Origin of the sequence: Streptomyces sp. NPDC126497, from assembly GCF_040302425.1 — a bacterium.
GTDB lineage: Bacteria > Actinomycetota > Actinomycetes > Streptomycetales > Streptomycetaceae > Streptomyces.
This window is the reverse complement of the sequence record NZ_JBEORT010000009.1, coordinates 48002-72241: the sequence shown is the minus strand read 5'-3', so window position 1 is coordinate 72241 and position 24240 is coordinate 48002. Positions and strand designations below refer to the sequence as shown.

At 71.5% G+C, this 24240-nt stretch carries 28 protein-coding genes and 1 riboswitch; of the genes, 3 read left to right on the top strand and 25 right to left on the bottom strand.

The annotated features are described in order from the left end of the window. Nucleotides 1–7: 7 nt before the first annotated feature. A complete protein-coding gene (locus tag ABTY20_RS07625) occupies nt 8–1093 on the bottom strand; it encodes a thiamine ABC transporter substrate-binding protein (RefSeq protein WP_351996040.1) in 1086 nt (361 codons plus the stop codon). An 80-nt stretch (nt 1094–1173) separates the two neighbouring features. Beyond that, nucleotides 1174–1279, bottom strand: a riboswitch (TPP riboswitch). A 24-nt stretch (nt 1280–1303) separates the two neighbouring features. Next, nucleotides 1304–2410, bottom strand: coding sequence for a dual-specificity RNA methyltransferase RlmN (gene rlmN / locus ABTY20_RS07620; RefSeq protein WP_351996039.1), 1107 nt, complete (start codon nt 2408–2410; stop codon nt 1304–1306). Between the two features lie 172 nt (nt 2411–2582). On the opposite strand from rlmN, the gene ABTY20_RS07615 reads away from it, so the two are divergent. Continuing rightward, nucleotides 2583–2804, top strand: coding sequence for a hypothetical protein (locus tag ABTY20_RS07615; protein ID WP_351996038.1), 222 nt, complete (start codon nt 2583–2585; stop codon nt 2802–2804). Between the two features lie 389 nt (nt 2805–3193). On the opposite strand, the gene ABTY20_RS07610 is transcribed toward ABTY20_RS07615, so the two are convergent. Beyond that, nucleotides 3194–3601, bottom strand: a complete 408-nt coding sequence (locus tag ABTY20_RS07610) for an STAS domain-containing protein (RefSeq protein WP_351996037.1) — start codon at nt 3599–3601, stop codon at nt 3194–3196. Nucleotides 3602–3708: 107 nt separating this feature from the next. Here ABTY20_RS07610 and ABTY20_RS07605 point away from each other — a divergent pair, with 107 nt between their 5' ends. Then, nucleotides 3709–4068: a helix-turn-helix transcriptional regulator gene (locus tag ABTY20_RS07605; protein WP_351996036.1), complete on the top strand. Its 360-nt coding sequence runs from the start codon at nt 3709–3711 to the stop codon at nt 4066–4068. Between the two features lie 1230 nt (nt 4069–5298). Here the strand turns inward: ABTY20_RS07605 and ABTY20_RS07595 are convergent. The 5 genes from ABTY20_RS07595 to rpsB form a co-directional block, all read right to left on the bottom strand. After that, a complete protein-coding gene (locus ABTY20_RS07595; RefSeq protein ID WP_351996035.1) occupies nt 5299–6423 on the bottom strand; it encodes a phosphatidate cytidylyltransferase in 1125 nt (374 codons plus the stop codon). Beyond that, a complete protein-coding gene (gene frr / locus ABTY20_RS07590) occupies nt 6423–6980 on the bottom strand; it encodes a ribosome recycling factor (protein ID WP_131559753.1) in 558 nt (185 codons plus the stop codon). Before frr ends, ABTY20_RS07595 begins: the two co-directional genes overlap by 1 nt. A gap of 120 nt (nt 6981–7100) precedes the next feature. Then, entirely contained in the window at nt 7101–7859 is a 759-nt protein-coding gene (pyrH, locus tag ABTY20_RS07585; RefSeq protein WP_351996034.1) for a UMP kinase, read from the bottom strand. A gap of 190 nt (nt 7860–8049) precedes the next feature. Beyond that, nucleotides 8050–8886: a translation elongation factor Ts gene (gene tsf, locus ABTY20_RS07580; RefSeq protein ID WP_351996033.1), complete on the bottom strand. Its 837-nt coding sequence runs from the start codon at nt 8884–8886 to the stop codon at nt 8050–8052. A gap of 155 nt (nt 8887–9041) precedes the next feature. Next, nucleotides 9042–9935 (bottom strand): 30S ribosomal protein S2, encoded by an 894-nt coding sequence (rpsB, locus tag ABTY20_RS07575; RefSeq protein ID WP_351996032.1) that lies wholly within the window; start codon nt 9933–9935, stop codon nt 9042–9044. Nucleotides 9936–10217: 282 nt separating this feature from the next. Here rpsB and ABTY20_RS07570 point away from each other — a divergent pair, with 282 nt between their 5' ends. Further along, nucleotides 10218–10838 carry a M23 family metallopeptidase gene (locus ABTY20_RS07570; RefSeq protein WP_351996031.1) on the top strand — a complete coding sequence of 207 codons (621 nt, stop codon included), beginning with the start codon at nt 10218–10220 and terminating at the stop codon, nt 10836–10838. A gap of 21 nt (nt 10839–10859) precedes the next feature. Here the strand turns inward: ABTY20_RS07570 and ABTY20_RS07565 are convergent, their stop codons facing one another. From ABTY20_RS07565 to ABTY20_RS07485, 17 genes are all read right to left on the bottom strand, one after another. Next, nucleotides 10860–11417, bottom strand: a complete 558-nt coding sequence (locus tag ABTY20_RS07565) for a TetR/AcrR family transcriptional regulator (protein ID WP_351996080.1) — start codon at nt 11415–11417, stop codon at nt 10860–10862. Nucleotides 11418–11508: 91 nt separating this feature from the next. Further along, the gene (whiG, locus tag ABTY20_RS07560) at nt 11509–12351 is read right to left on the bottom strand and encodes an RNA polymerase sigma factor WhiG (RefSeq protein WP_351996030.1); all 843 of its coding nucleotides are present in this window, start codon (nt 12349–12351) and stop codon (nt 11509–11511) included. A gap of 280 nt (nt 12352–12631) precedes the next feature. Beyond that, a complete protein-coding gene (gene dprA, locus ABTY20_RS07555) occupies nt 12632–13792 on the bottom strand; it encodes a DNA-processing protein DprA (RefSeq protein WP_351996029.1) in 1161 nt (386 codons plus the stop codon). Continuing rightward, nucleotides 13789–15414 (bottom strand): YifB family Mg chelatase-like AAA ATPase, encoded by a 1626-nt coding sequence (locus tag ABTY20_RS07550; RefSeq protein ID WP_351996028.1) that lies wholly within the window; start codon nt 15412–15414, stop codon nt 13789–13791. The genes dprA and ABTY20_RS07550 overlap by 4 nt, the downstream gene beginning before the upstream one ends. A 1-nt stretch (nt 15415) precedes the next feature. After that, nucleotides 15416–15817: a YraN family protein gene (locus ABTY20_RS07545; RefSeq protein WP_351996027.1), complete on the bottom strand. Its 402-nt coding sequence runs from the start codon at nt 15815–15817 to the stop codon at nt 15416–15418. Nucleotides 15818–15906: 89 nt separating this feature from the next. Continuing rightward, complete coding sequence (locus ABTY20_RS07540) at nt 15907–16215, bottom strand: DUF2469 domain-containing protein (protein ID WP_351996026.1); 309 nt, start codon at nt 16213–16215, stop codon at nt 15907–15909. A gap of 53 nt (nt 16216–16268) precedes the next feature. After that, the gene (locus ABTY20_RS07535; RefSeq protein WP_351996025.1) at nt 16269–16796 is read right to left on the bottom strand and encodes an NUDIX hydrolase; all 528 of its coding nucleotides are present in this window, start codon (nt 16794–16796) and stop codon (nt 16269–16271) included. Continuing rightward, nucleotides 16786–17562, bottom strand: a complete 777-nt coding sequence (gene lepB, locus ABTY20_RS07530) for a signal peptidase I (protein WP_351996024.1) — start codon at nt 17560–17562, stop codon at nt 16786–16788. The genes ABTY20_RS07535 and lepB (ABTY20_RS07530) overlap by 11 nt, the downstream gene beginning before the upstream one ends. A gap of 33 nt (nt 17563–17595) precedes the next feature. Beyond that, nucleotides 17596–18582, bottom strand: coding sequence for a signal peptidase I (lepB, locus tag ABTY20_RS07525; RefSeq protein WP_351996023.1), 987 nt, complete (start codon nt 18580–18582; stop codon nt 17596–17598). Beyond that, nucleotides 18497–19561, bottom strand: a complete 1065-nt coding sequence (gene lepB, locus ABTY20_RS07520; RefSeq protein ID WP_351996022.1) for a signal peptidase I — start codon at nt 19559–19561, stop codon at nt 18497–18499. The genes lepB (ABTY20_RS07525) and lepB (ABTY20_RS07520) overlap by 86 nt, the downstream gene beginning before the upstream one ends. Then, on the bottom strand, nt 19554–20285 hold the full coding sequence (gene lepB / locus ABTY20_RS07515; protein WP_351996021.1) for a signal peptidase I: 732 nt from the start codon (nt 20283–20285) through the stop codon (nt 19554–19556). The genes lepB (ABTY20_RS07520) and lepB (ABTY20_RS07515) overlap by 8 nt, the downstream gene beginning before the upstream one ends. Before the next feature lie 45 nt (nt 20286–20330). Next, the gene (gene rplS / locus ABTY20_RS07510) at nt 20331–20681 is read right to left on the bottom strand and encodes a 50S ribosomal protein L19 (protein ID WP_053848457.1); all 351 of its coding nucleotides are present in this window, start codon (nt 20679–20681) and stop codon (nt 20331–20333) included. Nucleotides 20682–20814: 133 nt separating this feature from the next. Further along, nucleotides 20815–21648: a tRNA (guanosine(37)-N1)-methyltransferase TrmD gene (gene trmD / locus ABTY20_RS07505; RefSeq protein WP_351996020.1), complete on the bottom strand. Its 834-nt coding sequence runs from the start codon at nt 21646–21648 to the stop codon at nt 20815–20817. Further along, nucleotides 21648–22202, bottom strand: a complete 555-nt coding sequence (rimM, locus tag ABTY20_RS07500; protein WP_351996019.1) for a ribosome maturation factor RimM — start codon at nt 22200–22202, stop codon at nt 21648–21650. Before rimM ends, trmD begins: the two co-directional genes overlap by 1 nt. 109 nt (nt 22203–22311) lie before the next feature. Then, complete coding sequence (locus tag ABTY20_RS07495) at nt 22312–22551, bottom strand: RNA-binding protein (RefSeq protein WP_005479813.1); 240 nt, start codon at nt 22549–22551, stop codon at nt 22312–22314. 2 nt (nt 22552–22553) lie between these two features. Further along, complete coding sequence (rpsP, locus tag ABTY20_RS07490) at nt 22554–22973, bottom strand: 30S ribosomal protein S16 (RefSeq protein ID WP_351996018.1); 420 nt, start codon at nt 22971–22973, stop codon at nt 22554–22556. A 407-nt stretch (nt 22974–23380) separates the two neighbouring features. Beyond that, nucleotides 23381–23980, bottom strand: coding sequence for a hypothetical protein (locus ABTY20_RS07485; protein WP_030824797.1), 600 nt, complete (start codon nt 23978–23980; stop codon nt 23381–23383). Between the last annotated feature and the right edge of the window lie 260 nt (nt 23981–24240).

Below are 24240 nucleotides of genomic sequence, written 5' to 3'. Positions count from 1 at the left end.
GCTCGCGTCACTTCAGTACCAGCGAGGTCCACGACTTGACCCACTGGTCACGGTGGGCGGCGATCTTCTCCGGGTCCATGGTCTGCGGGTCCTTCGCCTGCGGCCCGAACTTCACGAACTCCTCGGGCACCTGGGCGGCCTCCCGCACCGGGTAGACGAACATGTTGAGCGGCATGTCGTCCTGGAACCGCTTGCTGATCAGGAAGTCGAGCAGCGCCTTTCCGCCCTCGGGGTTCTTCGCGTTGCTCAGCAGCCCCGCGTACTCGACCTGGCGGAAGCAGGTGCCCTCGGCGACGCCGGTCGGGGCGGTCTCCGGCTTCGGATCGGCGTAGACGACCTCGGCGGGCGGCGAGGAGGCGTACGACACCACCAGCGGCCGGTCGGCCTTGGCCTTCCTGCCGCCGGCCGAGCCGGAGAACTCCTCGTTGTAGGCCTGCTCCCAGCCGTCGACCACCTTCACTCCGTTGGCCTTGAGCTTCTTCCAGTAGTCCGGCCAGCCCTCGTCCCCGTACTTCGCGGCCGTGCCGAGCAGGAAGCCGAGGCCGGGCGAGGAGGTGGAGGCGTTCTCGACGACGAGGAGGTCCTTGTACGCGGGCTTGGCCAGGTCGTCGAAGGTCTTCGGCGGGGTCAGCTTCTTCTTCTCGAACCACGCCTTGTCGTAGTTGACGCAGACGTCGCCGCTGTCGACGGGGGTGACCCGGTGCTCGTCCTCGTCCACCCGGTACCCGGGCAGGATCAGGTCCGCGCCCTTCGCCTCGTACGGCTGGAACAGCCCGTTGTCGAGGGCGCGGGACAGCAGGGTGTTGTCGACGCCGAAGAAGACGTCACCCTGCGGGTTGTCCTTGGTCAGGATCGCCTTGTTCACGGCCTGCCCGGCGTCGCCGTCCTCGAGGACCCTGAGCTTGTAGCCGGACTGCTTCTCGAAGGCGGCGACGACGTCCTTCGACACGGCCCACGAATTGTGGCTGACGAGGGTCACGGTCCCGGACCCGCCGCCGCTGCCGTCGGCGTCGCCGCCGGACGACCCGCACGCGGACAGCGTGACCAGCCCCAGCCCGACGGCCAGGGCCGTGACCTTCTTGGTGATGCCCACTTGATTCCTCCTGGAGTGACCAGGAAGAGACGCGGCCCTGCCCGGAACCCCTCTGCGGGGTCCCGGGCAGGGCGCAACAGCTCGAGTGATGACCGATCTCCCTACCCAGAATGACCTGGGCCAGGTTCGGAGGGTCTGCGGCCGGTGCCGCACTCTCAGCGCTGTGGCGCTCCCCTGTCGGAATATGAAGATGTGCTTACGCGAGTCACATTACCGCTCGCTCGCGGCGAGCTGACCACACGCCCCGTCGATCTCCTGCCCCCGGGTGTCCCGGATCGTCACCGGCACACCGTGCGCGGCGATCGCCTCCACGAACGCCTTCTCGTCCTCGGGACGGGAGGCGGTCCACCGGGAGCCGGGCGTGGGGTTGAGCGGGATGAGGTTGACGTGCACCGGCCGGCCCTTGAGCATCCGTCCGAGCCGGTCACCGCGCCAGGCCTGGTCGTTGATGTCCCGGATGAGGGCGTACTCGATGGACAGCCGACGGCCCGACTTGGCCGCGTACTCGAACCCGGCGTCGAGCACCTCGCGCACCTTCCACCGCGTGTTCACGGGGACGAGGGTGTCGCGCAGCTCGTCGTCGGGGGCGTGCAGCGAGATGGCGAGCCGGCACTTGAAGCCCTCGTCGGAGAACCGGTGGATCGCCGGCACGAGGCCGACGGTCGACACGGTGATCCCGCGCTGGGACAGGCCGAGCCCGTCCGGCTCGGGGTCGGTCAGACGGCGGATCGCCCCCACGACCCGGTTGTAGTTGGCGAGCGGCTCCCCCATGCCCATGAACACGATGTTGCTGAGCCGCGCCGGGCCACCGGGCACCTCGCCGTCCCTCAGCGCCCGCATCCCGTCCACGATCTGGTGCACGATCTCGGCGGTCGACAGGTTCCGGTCCAGCCCGGCCTGTCCGGTCGCGCAGAACGGGCAGTTCATGCCGCAGCCGGCCTGCGAGCTGATGCACATCGTCACCCGGTCCGGGTAGCGCATCAGCACCGACTCGACGAGCGTGCCGTCGAACAGCTTCCACAGCGTCTTGCGGGTGGTGCCCTGGTCGGTCGACAGGTGTCGCACGACCGTCATCAGCTCCGGCAGCAGCGCCTCCCGGAGCCTGTCGCGGGAACCGGCGGGGATGTCGGTCCACTGCTCCGGGTCGTGCGCGTACCGCGCGAAGTAGTGCTGCGAGAGCTGCTTGGCACGAAACGGCTTCTCACCGGCCGCGGCGACCGCCTCCTTGCGCTCGGCGGGCGTGAGGTCGGCGAGGTGCCGCGGGGGCTTCTTGGCTCCGCGCGGCGCGACAAAGGTGAGTTCTCCGGGCTTGGGCATGGTGCTACCAGTGTCGCAGATCAACTTGCGTGACCTGCGGCTGCCGGTCCGGACGCCTGTCGCTGGCGGCCGCCGTCCGCCGTCGCCGGTCCCCCTCGAAGGCCCGGGGCGGCCCGGGGGCACTGCGGGACAACCCGTTGACCTGGCCATGGATGTGGGATGTGATCACCCCATGGGTCCTGGCGGCGGTGGCGAGACGGGTGCGGAGGCGGCCGACGACGCGATCGTCGCCGGGCAGATCATCCTCGGGCTGAAGACGCTACGTGATCACCTCGGCTGCTCGTTGCGTGGAGCCCTCGACGCCTACGTCGCACGCTACGAGGTGTTGCGACGGGAACGCGCGGCCGACTTCACCAAGAGCCACGAGGAGTACTGGGCGAACTTCCACTCATGACCCAACGGACGCGATCTTGAAAACCGTCGTGGCAGCGATGTCACCGTGGGTTCACATCCCACCGCCTTCGCGCGAGGGGTGGTGGGAACGGCCCCTGACCCGAGCAGTCGGCCAGGGGCCGCGCGTGCCCGGGCTCCGACAGCGTTCGGCTTTCCCCGCGGCTCACCACTCGATCGGGCACGGCCGGGGGCACGGCCGGGGCACGGCCGGCCGGACACCGGGCCGACCCGCCCTGGAGTGTGTCGCCTCCCGTGCACAGGTCGGGTCCGGCATCGGAGGAGACCGGGGAAGCGCCCCGACCTCCGAATCGCTTGCCACGCTCTTCCCAGGACCAGGACGGCTCCGCTCGACCCCCTCGACGCGCGTCCAGGGGCCCGGTGCAGGGCGCCTCAGGAGTCGGCGGCGTCGTCCACTGTCCGTCGTACCTCCAGAACCGTGTCGACACCGGTGAGCTCGCAGAGCCGCCGAACCTGCCGTGACGGCGAGACCACGCGCAGGGTGCCCATCTGGTGGTTGAGGATCAGCAGATTCAGAAACGCCGAGTCCGCGAAGGTGACGCCGGAGGCGTCCAACACCACCTTTGGATACCGTCCGACAGCGGCCTTCAGCGCATCCGCCAGTGGCCCGGCCGTGTGCGTGTCGAAGGAGCCGCGCGCGGTGACGACCCAGGCACCGCGCCGTTCGTACTGGTGCACCGAGGCCTGTTCCGGGACATGCTCGAAGGCCCGTCTTGGTGCCGGCTTCTCGGCGGCGTCGCTCATGAGCGTCGGCGAGACGGCCTCGTCCCAGGGCACCATCGGGCTCCTCCTGCTGCGCCGCTCCCTCATGGGAGCAGGTCATCGATTACCTGAAAAGTATGTCACGTATTCGCGTTCCGGCAATGGTGAGCCTTAAAATGCGGAGCATGGCTGGAGTGCCCGAACCTCACACCGGATGGACGTTCATCACCAATCACGCGCGTGTGCTTGCAGTCATCGCCGACAACCCGAACGTTCGGATCCGCGACATCGCCGCCCACTGCCGGCTCACCGAGCGTGCCGTCCAGCGGATCATTTCGGATCTCGAACAGGATGGTTACCTCTCCCACACCCGCGACGGACGCACGAACACCTACCGCATTGAGCCGGACAAGGTGCTGCGCCACCCGGCAGAGGCCGGCCTCCCCGTAGCCTCCCTGCTGTCCCTGCTCGTGCAGGATGAGACCGAACGCGTCAGGAAACCGGTTACTCAGTACGGGCGGTTGGGGACGAGCGCGGTCAGGTAGTGCCGGGTCGCATGCCGGCCGTCGCGCTCTTCCTCGGCCCACTGCCGACCCCGGCCCCCTCCCGTCCGCCGTCGCCCCGCACACCGTGGAGCGGACGCGGGGCCCCGACGTCCAGATGGAGCGCGCCACCGTACAACGACCTGGACGCCGGGGGCCGCGTCCGCCCGGCTCTGCCTGGGTCGACGGTGGGCGGGAGGGGAGCACCCCGCGCACGCTGCTCCGGGCCTGCGGTCGGCGACGGCGCCCCCTCCGTCCCGGTGCCGGCCGGTCCACGCGCCGGGGCATTGCCCTGACCGTCACCGCGCTATGCGGGTTCCGCTCCCGGGCCGTTGCTTCGTTGCGGCCCCCGGAGGCGCAGAGGGGCCGACCCCTGACGAAGCAGGGAGGCCCTACCGGACACCGCGAGCGGACTCGTCCGGCGCAGCGACGTCACGGTCCAGGAACGGAAGCCGGCTCCTGCGGCTGCCGGCTTGATCCCGCAGGCCGGTGAGGGACGGCACGTACGAGTCCGCCCGTGAGCACGGCATGCACGCCCCGAGGCACTCCTGCGCCTCGGTGTTGTGGGACGCCGGCGAGAGCATCAGGGCGGTGAGCCAGTACGGGGGCACTCCGGCCCCGGGCCGATACCGCGGGTCTACGCGCATCCCATGCCATCGGGCCAGGAGCGGACCCGGAAGGAAGTGGACGCGGTGCTGTCCCCCGACATCGCGCAGTACGGCTGACCTGAGGGGCGTGAGGAGGACAGGAGTCCGGGAGCGATCCCTGGGACGGATGTGCGGGGGACGTGGTTGACGACCACCGCAGGTGCTGTGACCGCGCTGGTGGCGGCATCGTCAACGGACCTGCAGCACCGCGTCCGGGAGGAGAGGACCCCGAGGTCGGAGGGGCGAGTCAGCAACTGGGCGGTCCTCCGGGCTCGGGCACGGTGCTGCCAGTGCCGCGGATCCACTCGGGTGACCCGGCCGGGCCCGGAGCAGGCCGGTGATCAACCCCACGGCCGTGCCGGAGCGGTCCTTCGCGCGGTGCCACGGACCACAGGGGCGGCGCACCCCGCGCCGTCCCCTCCGGTCGAGGAACGCCCCGCGCCACGCACAGGGCGAATCACGGTGGTGCCTGCCGTCGCTCCGCCCCGCCGTGGCGGCGCCCCGCTGGACGCTTCGGATCACCTGGCGCCGGCACGGCGAACGGCCTCCGCCCGGATCGGGCGGAGGCCGTTCGAGGAGGTGCCGGTCAGCCGGACCCGACGAAGAGCACCAGCAGCAGCCACACCACCGGCGCCGTCGGCAGCAGGGAGTCCAGGCGGTCCATGATGCCGCCGTGGCCCGGGAGCAGCGTGCCCATGTCCTTGATGCCCAGATCACGCTTGATCATGGACTCGCCGAGGTCGCCCAGCGTGGCGCTGGCCGCGACCGCGAGGCCCAGCAGCAGACCCTGCCACCAGCTGCCGTCGTCGATGAGGAACTGCATGCACAGCGCGCCGGCCACCATCGCGAAGCCGATCGCGCCCAGCAGGCCCTCGCGGGTCTTGCCGGGGCTGATGCGCGGGGCGAGCTTGTGCCGGCCGAAGCGCCAGCCGACGGCGTACGCACCGGTGTCGCTGACCACCGTCAGCAGGAGGAAGGTGAGGACCCGCCAGGGACCGTCGTCGGCGGTGAGCATCATTGCGACGAAGGTCGCCAGGAACGGCACGTAGAACGCCGCGAAGACCCCCGCCGTGACGTCCTTGAGATAGCCCTCGGGCGGGGCCGCCATCCGCCAGACCAGCACCGCCAGCGTGGTGAGCGCCATGGTGACCCACGCGCCCTCGGCCCCCCGGGCGTACCCGGCGACGACCATGGCCGCGCCGCCCAGCGCGAGCGGGACGAGGGGCGCCTTGATGCCCTTGCGTTCGTCGAGCCGCTTGGTCAGCTCCCACAGGCCCACCACCACGGCGACCGCGATCACACCGACGAAGACCGCCTTGACGACGAACAACGACGCGACGATCACCGCACCGAGCCCGACGCCGACGCCTATCGCGGCGCCCAGGTCGCGTCCCGCGCTCTTCTTCTGCGGTGCGGGTGCCGGCTGCGGGGCGTCGGGCATGGGCTCCGGATTCTGCGGCACCTCCCCCGGGAGGGGTCGGGCCCGCGTCGGCTCGTCTCGGAACAAGGGGCCGCTCAGCCGAGCGGCCCCCCGGTCCACCTCCTGGTCTCCGCCGTGTTCGGGTACGTCGGGCACCGTGGGCATGGGGCGCGTCTGCTGCGCGCTGTGCGCATCGTACGCGTGACCCGCCGGGGCAGCCCCCCGGCCAGGCCCGTGATCGGACGGCCCCCAGTACCCGGTCTGCGGCGTCCCCCAGGAAGAGTCGTTCATCAGACCTCGAGCAGCTCCGCTTCCTTGTGCTTCAGGAGCTCGTCCACCTGGGCGACGTACTTCGCCGTGGTGTCGTCGAGCTCCTTCTCCGCACGGCGGCCCTCGTCCTCGCCGACCTCGCCGTCCTTGATCAGCTTGTCGATGGCGTCCTTGGCCTTGCGGCGCACGGAGCGGATGGAGACCTTGGCGTCCTCACCCTTGGTCTTGGCGACCTTGATGTAGTCGCGACGGCGCTCCTCGGTGAGCTCGGGGAACACCACGCGGATGATGTTGCCGTCGTTGCTCGGGTTGACGCCCAGGTCGGAGTCGCGGATCGCCTGCTCGATGTTGCGCAGCGCGCTCTTGTCGAACGGGGTCACCACGGCCATGCGCGGCTCGGGCACGGAGAACGAGGCCAGCTGGTTGATCGGCGTCAGCGCACCGTAGTAGTCGGCCACGATCTTGTTGAACATCGCCGGGTGCGCACGGCCGGTGCGGATCGCGGCGAAGTCCTCCTTGGCGACCACGACGGCCTTCTCCATCTTCTCCTCGGCCTCGAGGAGGGTCTCTTCGATCACCACTTGCTCCTGCGTGTCTTGAGTAGGCCCGGCCGCGGTGCCTTTGCGGGGCGGCAGCCGGCTGCGTCGCGTCTTCTTCCTGCACGGTTCCCGACCGGCAGGACATTGTCCATCCCCCGGTCAGCTGCGGCCGGCTTGGTCGCCCACCAGCGTGCCGATCTTCTCACCCTTGACGGCACGGGCGATATTGCCCTCCTTCAGGAGCTCGAAGACGACGATCGGGAGACTGTTGTCACGGCAGAGCGTGACGGCCGTGGCGTCGGCGACCTTCAGTTCCCGGGTGATGACCTCGCCGTAGCCGAGCGCGTCGAACTTCACGGCGTCGGGGTTGGTCTTCGGGTCGGAGTCGTAGACGCCGTCCACCCCGTTCTTGCCCATGAGCAGCGCCTCGGCGTCGATCTCCAGGGCGCGCTGGGCGGCGGTGGTGTCGGTGGAGAAGTACGGCATGCCCATACCGGCGCCGAAGATGACCACGCGGCCCTTCTCCAGGTGCCGTACGGCGCGCAGCGGAATGTAGGGTTCGGCGACCTGCCCCATGGTGATGGCGGTCTGCACGCGGCAGTCGACGCCCTCCTTCTCCAGGAAGTCCTGGAGGGCGAGGCAGTTCATCACGGTGCCGAGCATGCCCATGTAGTCGGAACGGGCACGGTCCATGCCGCGCACCTGGAGCTCGGCGCCGCGGAAGAAGTTGCCGCCGCCGATGACGATCGCGATCTGCGCGCCGTCCCGTACGACGGCCGCGATCTCACGCGCGATGGCGTGCACCACGTCGGGGTCGACACCCAGTCCCCCGCCACCGGAGAAGGCCTCTCCGGACAGCTTCAGCAGAAACCGGCCGCTTACTTTGCCGTCGTCGCTCTTCTCAGCCTTGGTGGTCATCGGGGATCCCGCCTCTTTCGCGTGTTGCACATACGAAGAAGGCCATTGCCGGTGGGGTGTGTTGCGCATCCCATGCGGCAATGGCCTCCTCGTCAGATCTGCTGTCGTCCCGCACGCGCGCGTGCGTGGACGCGTGTCCGAACGACTGCTGTCGACCCTATCGGGGTCGCGCGCCCGTCGCGGTACGGACTCAGATGCCGACCTTGATGCGCGTGAAGCGCTTCAGGGTGACACCGGCCTCGTCCAGGACCTTCTGGACGGACTTCTTGTTGTCCAGCGCGTAGGGCTGGCCGAGCAGCGTGGCGTCCTTGAAGAAGCCGTTCAGGCGACCCTCGACGATCTTGGCGATCGCGGCCTCGGGCTTGCCCTCGGCGCGGGTGGTCTCCTCGGCGATGCGGCGCTCGGACTCGACGACCTCGGCCGGGACCTCCTCCTTGGAGAGGTACTTCGGCGAGAAGGCGGCGATGTGCTGGGCGACGCCCTTGGCGATCTCGGCGTTCGGCTTGTCGAGCTCGACGAGGACACCGATCTGCGGGGGCAGGTCGGGCATCGTGCGGTGCATGTACGCGGTGACGTAGCCGTCGGCGAACTGCGCGAAGCGGTCCAGGACGATCTTCTCGCCCAGGTTGGCGTTGGCCTCGTCCACGAACGCCTGGACGGTCTTGCCGGCCTCGATCTCGGAGGCGAGCAGGGCCTCGAGGTCGGCCGGGGAGGTCTTGGCGACGTGCTCGGCGATGGCGGTGGCCACGGCCTGGAACTTCTCGCCCTTGGCGACGAAGTCCGTCTCGCACTTCAGCTCGACGAGGACGCCGGAGGAGTTGTCGTCGGCGATGATCGAGACCACGGCGCCGTTCTCGGCGGAGCGGCCCTCGCGCTTGGCGACGCCCTTCTGGCCCTTGATGCGGAGCGCCTCGACGGCCTTCTCGACGTTGCCCTCGGCCTCGTCCAGCGCCTTCTTGCAGTCCATCATGCCGGCGCCGGTGAGCTCCCGGAGCTTCTTGACGTCGGCGGCGGTGTAGTTCGCCATGAGTCTGTGAGTCTTTCTCGAAGTCTGGAGGTTCGAAGATCCGCGGGTCAGGACCTGACTGAGGCAGGCCTCCGACTCGCCACTGACCTACGGGTGAACGGCGGGAGCGGATGTGGTTGCCACCGCTCCCGCCGTCATCGGCTCTGACGGGGCGGTCAGGCCTGCTCGGCCTCGGCGGCCGGGGCGGCCTCGGCAGCCGGGGCCTCGGCGGCGGGGGCCTCGGCCGGCTTCTCGGCCTCGGCCTCGGCCTCGGCCGGGGCGGCCTCCTCGGTCTTCTTCTCGCCCGCGAGCAGGTCGCGCTCCCACTCGGCCAGCGGCTCGCCGGCGGCCTTCTCGCCCTTGCCCTCGGTGGCGACACCGGAGCGGGCCATCAGGCCCTCGGCGACGGCGTCGGCGATCACGCGGGTGAGCAGGGTGACGGAGCGGATCGCGTCGTCGTTGCCCGGGATCTTGTAGTCGACCTCGTCGGGGTCGCAGTTGGTGTCGAGGATGGCGACGACCGGGATGTTGAGCTTCCGGGCCTCGCCGACCGCGATGTGCTCCTTCTTGGTGTCCACGATCCAGACGGCGCTGGGCACCTTCTGCATCTCGCGGATACCGCCGAGGGTCTTCTCCAGCTTGGCCTTCTCGCGGGAGAGGACCAGCAGCTCCTTCTTGGTGAGGCCGGAGGCGGCCACGTCCTCGAAGTCGATCTGCTCGAGCTCCTTGAGGCGCTGCAGACGCTTGTAGACGGTCGAGAAGTTGGTGAGCATGCCGCCCAGCCAGCGCTGGTTGACGTAGGGCATGCCGACCCGGGAGGCCTGCTCCGCGATGGCCTCCTGCGCCTGCTTCTTCGTGCCGACGAACATGACCGTGCCGCCGTGGGCGACGGTCTCCTTGACGAACTCGTAGGCGCGGTCGATGTACGACAGCGACTGGAGCAGGTCGATGATGTAGATGCCGTTGCGCTCGGTGAAGATGAAGCGCTTCATCTTCGGGTTCCAGCGACGGGTCTGGTGACCGAAGTGGACGCCGCTCTCCAGCAGCTCCCGCATCGTGACGACGGCCATGGCCGTATCTCCTTGAATGTCTCGGTTGTGCCGCGGATGCCGGACGGCTCCCGCGCCTGACGCCCGCGACGCGCCGTTGCCACGAAGGACCGAGGGGCGCTGACATCCGGGGTCCGGCCGTGGCCGTTCCTGATGTCGGGGCGTGCGAAGTCGACCCGGTGGCCCGGATCGCCATCAGAAGTGTACGGGACCCACGGGGCGCCGGGTGACGCCGTTGTCCACAAACGGCCGGTGGTCCCCAGGTCCGGGCGGTGGTCTCGGCCGTCCGGAAGGCTGCGCGGCATGCGAAAGAGTGCATTCACGAGGGCGTGTGCGCGGTTGGTCCTTCCGGTGGTCCTGGCCCTGGCGGCGCTGTCGGCCCCGCCGCCGTCGGGCCCGACGGCGGCGACGGCGGGGGCGGGGGCTCCGGGGACGCCGGCGCCGGCGGGAGAGGACACCGGGACGCCGGCCGTCGGGAGGACGTGGCCGGTGGGATCACGGCCACGGGTGCTGCGCGGCTGGGAGCCGCCGGTGACGGCGTACGGGCGCGGGCACCGGGGCGTGGACCTCGTGGCGGCACCGGGGACGCCGGTACGGGCGGTGGCGGCGGGACGGGTCTCCTTCGCCGGCCGGGTGGCCGGGAAGGGCGTGGTCTCGGTGGAGCTGACCGGTACGGGCGACCCCCCGCTGCGCACCACCTACGAACCGGTCCGCGCGTCGGTGGCCGAGGACGACGAGGTGACGGCGGGCGAGGTGGTCGGCACGGTGGAACCCGCGGGTTCCCACTGCACGGCCCCCTGCGTCCACTGGGGCCTGCTGAGGGGCGGCCGCTACCTGGACCCGCTCGCCCTGCTGCCTCCGTGGCTGCTGCGGAGGGACCCGCCGAGGCTGCTGCCGGTGCTGGGCGTACCAGTGCCGGGGTGAGGCCCGGGACACGGGGGCGCGTCAGCCCCGTACCCCCCCGAGGGCCATCGAGACCGCCGCTTCGGTGATCGCGTCCGGGTGTTCCGCCGCGCCCAGCTCGATGCGGCGCACGGCCGCGTCGACCACACCCTGGAGCAGCATCGCCGCGAGGCGGGGCTCGGCGTGGCCCAGGCCGGCCAGGGCCTCGACGATCATCGCGACGAGTCCGCCGTGCGCGGCGCGGATCTTCTCCCGGGCCCCGGCGTCGAGCTCGCTCGCGGAGATCGCGACCACGGCCCGGTGCCGCCGGTCCCCCACCAGTTCCAGCTGTGTGCGGACGTACGCCTCGACCTTGGCCTCGGCGCCGTCGGCGGCGGCCATCGCCGCCTCGACCTCCGCCGCCCAGACCGGGAAGTCGACCTCGCACAGCTCCTCGACGACGGCGGCCCGCGAGCGGAAGTACTCGTACACGGACGAACGCGCGAGACCGGTGCGCTCGGCGAGGGCCGGGAAGGTCAGCGCCTCCGTACCGCCCTCGGACAGCAGGGAGCGTGCCGCGTCCAGCAGGGCGGCTCGCTGCATCGACCGGTGCTCGGCCACGGAGGCCGCTCGAATCCTTGGCACGTCGTCCACTTTACGGACGCCCCGCCCGTGGCGGCCAGGGGATCGGCCGGCTCCGCGCCCGCCGGGCTCAGCGGCCGAAACCCGCCAGCTTCGCGCGCAGCTGCAGCACCGACTTGGTGTGGATCTGGCTGACCCGGCTCTCGGTCACGCCCAGCACGTTGCCGATCTCGGCGAGGGTGAGCCCCTCGTAGTAGTACAGGGTGACCACGGTCTTCTCCCGCTCCGGGAGCGTGTTGATGGCCCGCGCCAGGAACCTCCGCAGCTCCCGGTCCTCGGCCACCTCCACCGGGTTGTCGGCGGTGGTGTCCTCCAGGGTGTCCATCAGGCTCAGCCGGTCGCCGCCCTCGCCGCCGACGTGCAGCAGCTCCTCCAGCGCGACGACGTTCGCCAGCGACAGCTGGCTGAAAACCGCGTGCAGCTCGTCCACGGCGATGCCCAGCTCGCCGGCGACCTCGCTCTCGGAGGGCGTGCGCCGCAGCCGTGCCTCCAGCGTGGCGTAGGCGCGCTCCACGTTGCGCGCCTTCTGCCGCACCGAGCGCGGGATCCAGTCCAGCGCCCGCAGCTCGTCGATCATCGCGCCCCGGATGCGGGTGATCGCATAGGTCTCGAACTTGATCTCCCGGTCGACGTCGAACTTCTCGATCGCGTCGATCAGCCCGAAAACCCCGGAGGAGACGAAGTCCGCCTGGTCGACGTTGGACGGCAGTCCCACGCTGACCCGGCCGGCGACGTACTTCACCAGCGGCGAGTAGTGCAGGATCAGCTGCTCCCGCAGCCGCTCGTCCCCCGTCGCCTTGTACGACCGCCACAGCTCGTCGAGCGTCGAGGGAGCGGGCGGCCGCACGCTGCCACCGTCACGGGCGGCTGGGGGGATCGCCGCCCGGTCGGACCCGGAGGTGTGCTGGGGCATTCGTCGCCTTGTGCCGTTCTGCCGTGGACCGGTGCTGCCTGGGTGCGCCGTCTGTCCGATGTCTGGGTGCCTGTCCTTGCCTGTCCGTGTCGGATCCTCGTGAGCGTAGCGTGACTGCGGCGTCGCGGTGTGCGAAGAGGGGAGCGAGGCCGTGCGCAGATTCGTTCCGGGGGCCGCTCCACCGGGGCACGACCGTCGCTCTGTGTGATCGACGGGGTGACCCAACTGACGTGAATTCCAAGGGGTGTCGAGGTTCCCCCGGACGGCCGAACACGCTGCGTCAGCGAGGCCCGGGGCCGTCCCGGACGGAGATCATCGCCTGGCGCGTCAACTTCCAGCCGTCGCCGTGTCGTTCGACGTAGCCAAGTGCTCGCAGTTCGTACAGTCTCGCGATCGCGTCGTCCGGGGTGGTCTGCGCGGCGAGCGCGATCTCCCCGGGCCGGGCCGTGCCGCGCCCCGGCAGCGCGGCGAGCACCTGCCGTACGGCCGGGCCGAGCAGGTCCCGCGGCAGCACCGGCCCCCGGCGCTCCGGCGCGAGTTCGCCCATGGCGCCGACCAGTTCGACGACCTCGGCGGCATCGGTGACCAGTACCGCGTCCTGCCGCAGCAGTTCGTGCACTCCGGCGGAGAGCCCGCTGGTGGCCGGCCCCGGCACTCCCATCGTGTGGCGTCCCAGCCGCCGGGCCGCGCGGGCGGTCACCAGGGAGCCGCTGCGGTGGGCGGCCTCGACCACGACGGTGCCCCGGGTGAGCGCGGCGATCACCCTGTTGCGGAGGATGAATCTGCTCTGTGTCGGGTGGTCACCGGGCGGCAACTCGCCGATGACCAGGCCCTGTTCCGCGATCCTGCCGATCAGCCCGGCGTGTCCGCGCGGGTAGGGCCGGTCGACTCCGCAGGCGAGGACGGCGACGGTGGCGCCGCCCGCGCCGAGGACGCCGCGGTGGGCGGCGCCGTCGATCCCGTAGGCACCGCCGGAGACCACGATCCAGCCGCGTTCGGCGAGGCCCGCGGAGAGGGTGGCGGCCATGTGCGCGCCGTACTCGGTGCAGGCGCGGGCGCCGACGACGGCGACCGAGCGCAGCGCCCACATCCGCAGGTCCGCTCCCCCGCGCACCCACAGCCCGAGGGGCCGGGCGTCGCCCAGGTCGTCGAGCTGACCGGGCCACTGCGGGCTGCCCGGGCCCACGAAGCGCACCCCGGCGTCCCGCGCGACGGCGAGGTCCTCGCGCGGTTCGGCCCGCTCGGCCCGGGCCAGCAGGCCGGCCCACCGTCTGCGGCTCACTCCCGGCAGCGGGTCCCCTCGTTCCCGCAGCCGCCGCACCACGGCGTCCACGCCCAGTTCCCGCACCCAGCGCCCGCCGGCCTCGTCACCGGGTTCGAGGACCCGGGTGAGGAAGACCCGGCCGAGCAGTTCGGCGTCGGGGCCGCCCACGGCGCTCATACGGCCGCCCCGATGGTCATGGGCACGCCGCGCGGGACGCCGGTGCGCAGTTGCAGGGCGAGGGCGACGTCCGAGGCGTCGGGCCGGTCGTGGCCGGCCAGGTCGGCGACGGTCCAGGCGACCCGCAGGACCCGGTCGAGTCCCCGGGCGGTGAGCACGCCCCGTTCCAGACTCCGCTCGGCGTCGTCCATGGCGCCGGGGGCGGCGTGCCAGCGGTTGCGCAGCTCCCGTCCGGGAACCTCGCCGTTGGTCCGCCACGGGGTGCCCGCGAGCCGTGCCGCGGCGCGATCCCGTGCCGCCCGCACCCGGTCGGCGACGGTGGCGGTGGTCTCGCCCCGGGCGCCGCCCGCCGTCAGTTCGCCGCGTGTGACGCGGTCCACCTCGACCCGCAGGTCGACCCGGTCGAGCAGCGGTCCGGACAACCGGGCCTGATAACGGCGGATCGCCGAGGGCGGGCAGTCGCACTGCTCGTGCGTCCGCGAGAAGCGCCCGCAGGGACACGGGTTGGCGGCGAGCACCATCAGGAAGCGCGCCGGGAAGCGCACGACGCCCGCGCTGCGCGCGATGACCACGTGGCCGGACTCCAGCGGCTGGCGCAGGGCGTCCAGGGCCCGGCTGCTGAACTCCGGGGTCTCGTCCAGGAAGAGCACGCCCCGGTGCGACAGGGACACCGCTCCCGGCCGGGCCGTCCCGGGGCCGCCGCCGACGAGTGCCTGCATGGTGGCCGAGTGGTGCGGGGCGCAGTAGGGGGCGGTGTCGATCAGGGGTTTGTCCGGGGGCAGCAGTCCCGCCACCGAGTGCACGGCCGTCACCTCGAGCGAGGCCTGCCGGTCCAGCGGCGGCAGGACCGACGGCAGTCGTTCCGCGAGCATGGTCTTGCCCGCGCCAGGCGGTCCCTCCAGGAAAAGGTGGTGTCCGCCCGCCGCGGCCACCGCCACCGCCGTCCGCGCCGAGAGCTGGCCCACGACGTCCGCGAGGTCGTGCCCCTGGTCGCAGGGGGCCGCGCCGGCACCGTGCATCCCGGTGTCGGCCCCGGTGCCCGGGGCCCGCAGCCCCGCCAGCAGCGGGTCGGGACCCGCCTGCTCCTCCGCGTCCTCCTGCGGCACGGGCTCGTCGGTGAGCACCGCGATCAACTGGCGCAGGCTGCGGATGCCCAGGACGGACACGCCCGGCACCAGCGAGGCCTCGGCGGCGGCGCACTCGGGCACCACGACCTGTTCGTATCCCGCGTCGGCCGCGGCCAGCACCGCCGGCAGGATGCCGCGCACCGGCCGCACCCGGCCGTCCAGGCCCAGCTCGCCGATCATGACGATGCCGCCGAGCACCCGTGGATCGATCCGTTCGGCGGCGCCGAGCACGGCACAGGCGACCGCCAGGTCGAACCCGCTGCCGGCCTTCGGGACCGACGCCGGGCTGAGTCCCACGGTGAGCTTCTTCTGCGGCCACTCGCCACCGGAGTTCACCACGGCGGCCCTGACCCGGTCCCTGCTCTCCGTCAGGCTCTTGTCCGGCAGTCCCACCAGCGTGAAGGCCGCGACCCCGGGCTCCAGGTCGGCCTGGACCTCCACGACCACGCCCTCGACGCCCACCAGCGTCACCGAGCACGTACGCGCGAACCCCATGTCAGGCCACCCCCCGGACGTGCTCGACGACGGGTGCCCCGCGGGCCGGCAGCACCACGCCGACCAGGTCGATGCGGACTCCGCCGGGCGGCGCTCCCCCGTGTTCCTGGAGCCAGCGTTCGGCGAGGCCCCGCAGGCGGTCGGCCTTGGCCGGCGTGACCGCTTCCATGGGGTGCTGGAAGGAGCCCGCCCTGCGGGTCTTCACCTCGCAGACGACCAGGGCGTCCCCGTCACGGGCCACGATGTCGATCTCGCCGGTCCTGCCGCAGCGCCAGTTGCGCTGCAGGACCGTCATCCCCGCCTGGGCCAGCCGCCGCGCGGCCAGTGTCTCGCCGTACCTGCCGAGTGCGCTGCGTGCGCGCTGTGCGTTCATGTCGGCACCACCTCCGGCGCCAACGGTCACGCATCCTGCCCCGAGAAGTGGATCTCGGTGCAGAACTCAGGGGGTGTGGACAACTCCGTCACCCACCCGTGTCACCCCGCGCTCCGCGGTCATCCGCCCGGCAGCTCCAGATCGCTCTTGTTGAGCTCCTCGATGTTCACGTCCTTGAACGTGAGAACGCGCACCTGCTTCACGAACCGGGCCGGCCGATACATGTCCCACACCCAGGCATCCGCCATCGACACCTCGAAGAACACCTCACCCTGGACCGAATGGACCTGCATCTCGTAGGCGTTGGTCAGATAGAAGCGCCGCTCGGTCTCGATCACGTATTTGAACAGACCGACGACATCGCGGTACTCCCGGTAGAGCTTGAGCTCCATCTCGGTCTCGTACTTCTCGAGGTCCTCGGCGCTCATGGCATGTTCCCCTTCAGCCGTGCGATCCCACCATTGTGCGCCAGTCCCGGGGATCACCGGACGATTTCGGTGTCCAGGGTCACGGGCCCGGCCGGGGGACCTTCGTCGAGCAGCGTGCGCAGCAGCCCGGCGAGTCTGGTCGGATACACCGTCTCACGGGTCCGTGCGAGTTCCGGGCACGTCCACCAGCGCGCTCCGACGACGCTGCGCCGCTCCAGCTCGGTCAGCGCCGTGGGCGCCGTCGCCGTCCGGGTGGTGCGGGCGAGGTAGTACCACTCGTCCTGGTCCCAGCGGCGGCCGGCGAACGGGAAGGAGCACCTCCGCCGCCACAGCACGGGACCGAGCTCGACCCCGGTGATGCCGGTCTCCTCGGCGAGTTCCCGCAGGGCGGCCTGTTCACGGGTCTCGTCGCCCTCCACCCCGCCGCCGGGCGTGAACCACCAGTCGTCGGCCGGGTCGTCCGGTTCGTGGCCGTGCAGCAGCAGGATGCGGTCCCGGGGATCGAGCAGGACGACCCGGGCGACCCGGCGCGGTCCGCCCGCGCGGGGGTCCCCGGCCGCCGGTGCCGGCTCAGCGGGCACCGGCGGTCCCCGCGTTCGCCCGGGCCCGGGACGCTCCCGTCCGCTTGGCCAGGGGGCCGTACGCGGCCCCGCCGAGGACGAGCACGGCGCCGGCGACCACCGCGACGACGACGGTCCGCAGCGGCCCCGGAGAGGAGAGCGCACCGAGCTCCTCGAAGCCGGTGGGCGCCCGGAGCATGCCGTCCATCGGCCAGACCACGGCGTCGACCCTGGCCCGGACCGCGCCGCGGGAGACCGTGCCGCCGGCGGCGTCGGTCAGATGGGCCGTGGAGTCCAGCGACCCGGAGCGCTCGTCGCCGAGCAGGAACAGCCGTCCCTTCGGCACGGTCACCTCCGGGATGCCGCCGAACTCGGCGGCCTTGCCCCCGGCGAGGTACGGTTCGTCGATCTCCTCGCCGTTGACCTCCAGCCTGCCGTTCCGGCAGCAGGAGACCGTGTCACCGCCGACGGCGACCACCCGCTTCACCACGGGGACGTTCGACCACGTCGCGTCCTCGAAGACGACGACGTCACCGCGTCGGACCTCGCTCCCGTCGACGCGCTGGGCCAGCACCCGGTCACCGGCGTCGATCGTCGGCGCCATCGAGGAGGTGGGCACGGTGTACGGCCGGTACAGCACCGCTCCCCAGACGAATCCGCCGAGGAACAGCACCAGCCCCAGGGCCACGGCCAGCCCGGACAGCAGCTGCCCGGTCCGGCCGCCCGCTCGGGCGGGGCCCGGGCCGCCGACGCCGGGAACCGTACGCGTCGTGCTCTGACCACTCATGGGCGGCACCCTACCCGGCGGTACCGGAGCGGGTCAGCCCTCCCGGCGGCCCTCTCCGTCACCCTGCCGCCGGCGCCGCCAGAGCACCAGCGGCACCGCGCCCGCGAGCGCGAGTCCCTGGGGCGCGGCCGCCAGGACCGCGGCGGACGGCGACCCGGCGGCCAGGCCGGGCTGGTCGAAGGTGGCCGGGACGGGCAGGTTGGTCCAGCGGTTGACCGGCCAGGCGATCACGACGGCGCGGCCGACGACCTCGTCCACGGGGACCATGCCGTGGTTCTCGTCGGCCTGGTTGTAGCGCGAGTCCCGGGAGTTCTGCCGGTGGTCGCCCATGACCCAGATGTGGTCCTCGGGAACCTTGACCTTGAACTGGCCGCCCTGGTCGTCCTGGCTGCACGGCGTGTTGCCGGGATACACGTACGGCTCGCTCAGCACCTTGCCGTTGACCTTCAGCGGGCCGGTGCCCTTGCACTCGACCGTGTCACCGCCGACCCCGATGACCCGCTTGATCAGGTCCTTCTCCTCCGCGGACGGCATCAGACCGACCCAGCTGAGGACTTTCTGCAGGGGGTTCGGGTCGGGCGTCGGCTCGCCCGCCAGCCAGTTGTCAGGGTCGTGGAAGACGACGACCTCACCGCGCTCGGGCTCGGAGCCGAACCAGGGGGTGAGCTTGTCGACCAGCACCCGGTCACCCTGCTGGAGGGTGTTCTGCATGGAGTCGGAGGGGATGGAGAACGCCTGCACCAGGAACGTCTTGATCAGCAGCGCCAGCACCAGCGCGATGCCGATCAGGATCGGCAGCTCCTTCCAGAAGGAGCGGGGCTGCTTCGCCTGGGGGGTGCCGTCGCCCGGACCGCCCTGCGCCGTGGGGGGCTGCCCGTCCCCGGGTCCGTCACCGTCACCCGCCGGGGAGGCCTTCCCGGGGGTCGCGGAGCCGTCAGCCGGATAGGCCGCTTCCGCGGGACGCCCGCGGTGCTCCTCGCCCTCGCGCCCGGACCGTGCGCCAACCGCCGCATCCCCCACGCCAACTCCTCACTCTCTGCCGCCGCCCGCGCCATGCCCGGCGCAGGCCCACCACTCCCATAACGAGCGGGAGTTCCGCAGGGCTCGGGAGCCGGACCATTCCGTCGGGACCGTCCGGGGCAACCCTATGCGACAGCGGACCGGCAGCGGTCGACCCCGGCGCCGAGTCCGACACGGAGGCGTAGGTCGTCGGCTCCTCCAGCGTGCTCCAGTGGCCGAGCGGCCAGGCGATGACCACGGCCCGGCCCACCACCTCGTCCTCGGAGACCGTGCCGCCGTAGTCGGTGTCCTGGTGGGAGCGGGAGTCGGCGGAGTTCGCCCGGTGGTCGCCCATCACCCAGAGCCGCCCCTCGGGCACGGTGACGTCGAACGGCGTCGTGGAGGGGGCGTTGCCCGGGTACAGGTAGTCCTCGTCCAGGGGAACGCCGTTGACGGTGACCCGGCCCTGCTTGTCGCAGCACTGGACGCGGTCGCCGCCGACCCCGACGACCCGTTTGATGAGGTCCTTCTCGTTCTCGGACGGCAGCAGTCCGATGAAGGTGAGCCCCTCCTTGATCTGCTTGATCCCGACGGGGTCGTCCTTCTTCGGCGCGGCCCGCTCGTCCTGGAGCCAGCCGCCGGGGTCCTTGAACACGACGACGTCCCCGCGCTGCGGCCGGGAGCCGAACCAGGGAGTGAGCTTGTCGACCAGCACCCGGTCACCGATCCGGATCGTCTGCTCCATGGAGCCGGAGGGGATGACGAAGGCCTGGACGAGGAACGTCTTCAGCACCAGCGCTATCACGACGGCGACCCCCACGAGGAGGGGGATCTCCTTGACGGCGCTGCGCCTGCGGCGTCTCCTGACCTTGCGCTGGAGCTTGCGCCGCTCGGCCCGGGAGCGTCCCGTGGACGCCCCGGCCGCGCGACGGGAGCCGGTGGGCAGCAGGTTCTCCGCGGCGCTCTCCGGGACACCGCGGGGCTTGCCGCGGTTACCCATGGCCGCCCTCCGCCGTGTCCGTCCCCGGGGCGGGCACGCGCGCGTAGGCGTCGGGCCGGTGCAGCCGGGTGGCGTGGCCGAGGGGCCAGACGATGCCGTCGGCGCGGCCGATGACGCCGTCGACCGGGATCATGCCGCCGCCCGGCGAGCCGAGGTGGTCGCGGGAGTCGCTGGAGTTGCTGCGGTGGTCCCCCAGGACGAACAGGCGCCCGTCGGGCACGACGACGTCGAAGGGGACCGTGGAGGGGCTGTCGCCGGGGAACAGGAAGCCCGACTCGTCGACCGACCGGCCGTTCACCCGGATCCTCCCCTCCCCGTCGCAGCAGACCACGTGGTCCCCGCCCACTCCGGCGACCCGTTTGATGTAGTCGGCCTCACCGAAGTACCCGGTGCCGTCGAACACGACCACGTCCCCGCGCTGCGGCCCGGCGCCGAAGCGGTATGCCACCTTGTTCACGAGCACGCGGTCCCCGACCCTCAATCCGGGTTCCATCGATCCGCTGGGAATCTGGAACGGCCGTGCCACGAACGTGTTCACCGCCAGCAGGAACACCAGGCAGAGCAGCAGGGTCAGGGTGATCCGCCCGCCGGGCAGCCAGGAGGCGAGGCGCGGCAGCAACGCGGAACGCGACCGCCCCTCCGGCCCCGCCGTCCCCGAGGTGTCCTCGGGTCCGGCCGGGGGGAGGGAGCGGTCGCGCTCCGTCGGCTGTGCTTCGGTGTCCATCGGGGCCAGATGCTATCCGGCCCCGATATGACGCCGGTAAAGCGCTCAGTTCTCGCGCTTCTCCTTGATCTTCGCCGCCTTGCCGCGCAGCTCGCGCAGGTAGTACAGCTTGGCGCGACGGACGTCACCCCTGGTGACGAGCTCGATCTTCTCCACGATCGGGGTGTGCACCGGGAAGGTGCGCTCGACGCCGACGGAGAAGGAGACCTTGCGGACCGTGAAGGTCTCGCGCACGCCGGCACCCTGGCGGCGGATGACCACGCCCTTGAACTGCTGCACACGGGAGCGGTTGCCCTCGATGACCCGCACGTGGACGTTCACGGTGTCACCGGGACGGAAGGCGGGGATGTCGCTGCGCAGCGACGCGGAGTCGACGGAGTCGAGCAGGTGAGACATTTCGTCTGCTTTCTTCGCTGATGCCGCAGGTCATCAACGGCAACTAGAGGCTGGGACCGATGCCGTGCGGTTCGGGGCGGGCGTCGTGTCCCCCTGCGGCAGGGGCGCACGCCGGACCACGCACAACAGCGGCCTATTGTTCCACGCCGTCGGTCCTGCGCCAAAATCGGCCGTACGGCTCCCCGGCGGGGTCCGGTGCCCAGCCCAGGATGGACAGCATCTCGCGGTCCTTCTTGTCGAAGGCCCGGGGATCGCAGCGCTCGATGAGGTCGGGCCGGTGGGCGGTGGTGCGGCGCAGGGCCTCGTCGCGCCGCCAGCGGGCGATCTTCCCGTGATGACCGCTGAGCAGCACGTCCGGGATCCCCCGTTCGCGCCATTGCGGCGGCTTGGTGTAGACGGGGCCCTCCAGGAGGTTGGCCATGGCGCCGGGTGCGAAGGAGTCGTCGCGGTGCGACTCGGCGTTGCCGAGGACGCCGGGGAGCAGCCGTGCCACGGCCTCGGTGACGACGAGGACGGCCGCCTCGCCGCCGGCCAGCACGTAGTCCCCGATGGACACCTCGTACACGGGCATCCGGGTGGCGTACTCGTCGATGACGCGACGGTCGATGCCCTCGTAGCGGGCCGGGGTGAAGATCAGCCAGGGGCGCTCGGAGAGGTGGACGGCGAGTTCCTGGGTGAAGGGACGGCCGCTGGGGGTGGGGACGATCAGGGCCGGCGCGCCGGAGCCGGTCTCGTAGCCGTCGGCCAGGACCGAGTCGAGCGCGTCCCCCCAGGGCTCGGTCTTCATGACCATGCCGGGGCCGCCGCCGTACGGGGTGTCGTCGACGGTGTTGTGGCGGTCGTAGGTCCAGTCACGCAGGTCGTGCACGTGCACGTTCAGCTGACCGCGCGCGCGTGCCTTGCCGACGAGGGAGACGCTCAGCGGTTCCAGGTACTCGGGGAAGATCGTGACGACGTCGAGCCGCATTACGCCTCGTCCCCGGCGGCGTCCCGCGCGGAGGCGACCTCGGCGCGGTCGTCGATCAGGCCGGGCGGCGGGGCGATGACCGCGCGCTGCTCCTCCAGGTCGATCTCGGTGACGATCTCCTCGACGAACGGCACGTACACCTCGGTGCCGTCGGGGCGCTCGACCACGAAGAGGTCCTGGCTGGGCAGGTGCGAGATCTCGGTGATGCGGCCCACCTGTTCGCCGTCCTCCGTGACGACGTCGAGGTCGATCAGCTGGTGGTCGTAGTACTCGTCCTCGTCCTCGGGCCGCTCGTCCGGGTCGACGTCCGCGATGAGGAGGGTGTTGCGCAGGGCCTCGGCGCCGTTGCGGTCGCGGACGCCCTCGAAGCGCAGCAGGAGGCGGCCGCTGTGCACGCGGCCGGTCTCGATGGTGAGCGGCCCGACGGAGGCGGGGTCGGTGGTCAGGACGGCGCCGGGCCCGAGCCTCAGCTCCGGTTCGTCGGTGCGGACCTCCACGGTGACCTCGCCCTTGATGCCGTGGGCACGGCCGATGCGAGCGACTACCAGCTGCACGGTGCTTGATCTCCTGTCGAACTGCGACGAGCCACTCACGGCTCATACGACTGCGGGCCGGGGACGGCCCAGTGGCCTTCCCCGGCCCGAGCCGGTGCTGCGTTCGGCGTCAGCGGACGTGGTCCACGTCGACGAGGTCGACGCGGACACCGCGGCCGCCGATGGCGCCCACGACGGTGCGCAGGGCGCGCGCGGTGCGGCCGTTGCGGCCGATCACCTTGCCGAGGTCGTCCGGGTGGACCCGGACCTCGAGCACACGCCCGCGACGCAGGTCGCGCGAGGCGACCTGCACATCGTCAGGGTTGTCGACGATGCCCTTCACGAGGTGCTCGAGAGCCTCCTCGAGCATGCTCAGGCCTCGGTCGACGCGGACTCGGCCGAAGCCTCGTCCTTCTTCTCAGCCTTCTTCTTCTGGGTGATCGCCTCACCCTTGCCCTCGTCGTCGCCACCGAGCGCCTCGAAGGACGGACGGGCCGACTTCTCGGCGGGCTCGAGCAGCGGAGCCGGGGCGGGCTCGCCCTTGAACTTCTGCCAGTCGCCGGTCTTCTTCAGGATGGCGAGCACGGGCTCGGTCGGCTGCGCGCCGACACCGAGCCAGTACGCCACGCGCTCGGCGTCGACCTCCATCACCGACGGGTTGTACGTCGGGTGGTACTTGCCGATCTCCTCGATGGCCCGGCCGTCACGGCGGGTACGGGAGTCGGCGACGACGATGCGGTAGTGAGGCGAACGGATCTTGCCCAGACGCTTCAGCTTGATCTTGACTGCCACGGGAGTGGGTTCTCCTGAATTTGACGTGGTTGGGCACGGCGAGGAATGCCGCGTGGGGTTGCGGTACCCGAGTGCCCGATGGACGCGTCAGCCGGAGGAGAGAGGGGTCCTGTGCGACTGTCGAGTACAGCTAGCCATTGTGCCACACCCCGCGCGGCGCGCTTCACCGAGGGGGCGCGTGAAAGCGGGCGCGCCGAGGGGGCGCCCGGCGTCCCGGCGACCGCACGGCGGGTGGGCCGCCCGGCGCCCACCGGGCGCCTCCCCCGCTCCCGGCTCCGCTCGAGCGGAGGCACCCCCGTCGCCCGCCCGGGGTGCCTCCCAGGCCCTTCCGGGCCCTGGGGGAGGCGCGACTCCGCGGGGGCGGCGGGACGGCGGGTGGTCCCGGCATCCACGAGATGCCGGGGCCGTCAGCTCGCGGCCGCCACCACGTCCGGGATCCGGAAGGGCTTGCCGCAGCCGCCGCAGACGATGGGGGCCTGGGCGAGGACCGAGGGGACGACACGGACGTTGCGGCCGCAGTCGCAGACGGCCTTGACGCGGACGCCGCCCCCGGAGGAGCCGTGCCGGGCGGCAGGCCCGCGGAAGCTGCGGGCGGTGTCGCCCGCGGTCGCCGCGGAGTGGGCCTTCAGGGCCCGCTGGAGGCGCTCCGTCGTCGGCCGGTAGCGGCGCTTCGCCTCCGGAGTGAGCGTGACCAGCGAGAAACCGCTGCTGGGGTGCGGTTCCTCGGGATGGTCCAGGCCCAGCTCCTCGGCGATCGCGAGGAACCTGCGGTTGTGGTAGCGGCCGGCTCGGGACGTGTCGCGCACGCCGCGCGCGGCGGCGACGCCGTGGACTGCCTCGTGCAGCAGTCGCTCGAAGGAGAGTTCGTGCCCGCACGCGGACGACGACTCTCCGATCAGGGACTCGGGCGCGGCAAGATCGGGCAGCTCGGGGTGGTACCGCTGGATGTCGGCCCACGCCTGCGCCAGTTCTGCGGCGAGAACAGGTGGTGTCTGTGTCGTGCTCACGTAATGACAACGAGCCGGGGTGCCCCTGTGTTCCGATTCCGGGGCATCCCAAATAATTTGCACGTACCCGTCAGTTGCCGCTGATGTGTCCTGACGAGTACGGGTGCGCTGATCTGCGGAGAAGCCACGCAGCTCGCCTCAAGGTGGTGCGTAGGCTGACGTACGCCCCGGCGCGTAAGCGGTCTCCACGCGCCGGTGCGCGTGAGATCCGTGGATGCGCAAGAGACGTTTCGGCCGCTCTCGCGGGGACACGGCGTCCG

Bases quoted from the DNA above. Each gene is read 5' to 3' on its own strand.
- lepB (WP_351996021.1), bottom strand. From the start codon at position 20,285: ATGGACACCGAAGCACAGCCGACGGAGCGCGACCGCTCCCTCCCCCCG.
- rlmN (WP_351996039.1), bottom strand. From the start codon at position 2,410: ATGCCCAAGCCCGGAGAACTCACCTTTGTCGCGCCGCGCGGAGCCAAG.
- ABTY20_RS07615 (WP_351996038.1), top strand. From the start codon at position 2,583: ATGGGTCCTGGCGGCGGTGGCGAGACGGGTGCGGAGGCGGCCGACGAC.
- ABTY20_RS07550 (WP_351996028.1), bottom strand. From the start codon at position 15,414: ATGGGGTTCGCGCGTACGTGCTCGGTGACGCTGGTGGGCGTCGAGGGC.
- ABTY20_RS07595 (WP_351996035.1), bottom strand. From the start codon at position 6,423: ATGAACGACTCTTCCTGGGGGACGCCGCAGACCGGGTACTGGGGGCCG.
- tsf (WP_351996033.1), bottom strand. From the start codon at position 8,886: ATGGCGAACTACACCGCCGCCGACGTCAAGAAGCTCCGGGAGCTCACC.
- dprA (WP_351996029.1), bottom strand. From the start codon at position 13,792: ATGAGCGCCGTGGGCGGCCCCGACGCCGAACTGCTCGGCCGGGTCTTC.
- lepB (WP_351996022.1), bottom strand. From the start codon at position 19,561: ATGGGTAACCGCGGCAAGCCCCGCGGTGTCCCGGAGAGCGCCGCGGAG.
- ABTY20_RS07610 (WP_351996037.1), bottom strand. From the start codon at position 3,601: ATGGTGCCCTGGGACGAGGCCGTCTCGCCGACGCTCATGAGCGACGCC.
- ABTY20_RS07605 (WP_351996036.1), top strand. From the start codon at position 3,709: ATGGCTGGAGTGCCCGAACCTCACACCGGATGGACGTTCATCACCAAT.
- pyrH (WP_351996034.1), bottom strand. From the start codon at position 7,859: ATGACCACCAAGGCTGAGAAGAGCGACGACGGCAAAGTAAGCGGCCGG.
- ABTY20_RS07540 (WP_351996026.1), bottom strand. From the start codon at position 16,215: ATGAGCGCCGAGGACCTCGAGAAGTACGAGACCGAGATGGAGCTCAAG.
- whiG (WP_351996030.1), bottom strand. From the start codon at position 12,351: ATGCCCCAGCACACCTCCGGGTCCGACCGGGCGGCGATCCCCCCAGCC.
- lepB (WP_351996024.1), bottom strand. From the start codon at position 17,562: ATGAGTGGTCAGAGCACGACGCGTACGGTTCCCGGCGTCGGCGGCCCG.
- trmD (WP_351996020.1), bottom strand. From the start codon at position 21,648: ATGCGGCTCGACGTCGTCACGATCTTCCCCGAGTACCTGGAACCGCTG.
- rplS (WP_053848457.1), bottom strand. From the start codon at position 20,681: ATGTCTCACCTGCTCGACTCCGTCGACTCCGCGTCGCTGCGCAGCGAC.
- ABTY20_RS07570 (WP_351996031.1), top strand. From the start codon at position 10,218: ATGCGAAAGAGTGCATTCACGAGGGCGTGTGCGCGGTTGGTCCTTCCG.
- rpsB (WP_351996032.1), bottom strand. From the start codon at position 9,935: ATGGCCGTCGTCACGATGCGGGAGCTGCTGGAGAGCGGCGTCCACTTC.
- ABTY20_RS07495 (WP_005479813.1), bottom strand. From the start codon at position 22,551: ATGCTCGAGGAGGCTCTCGAGCACCTCGTGAAGGGCATCGTCGACAAC.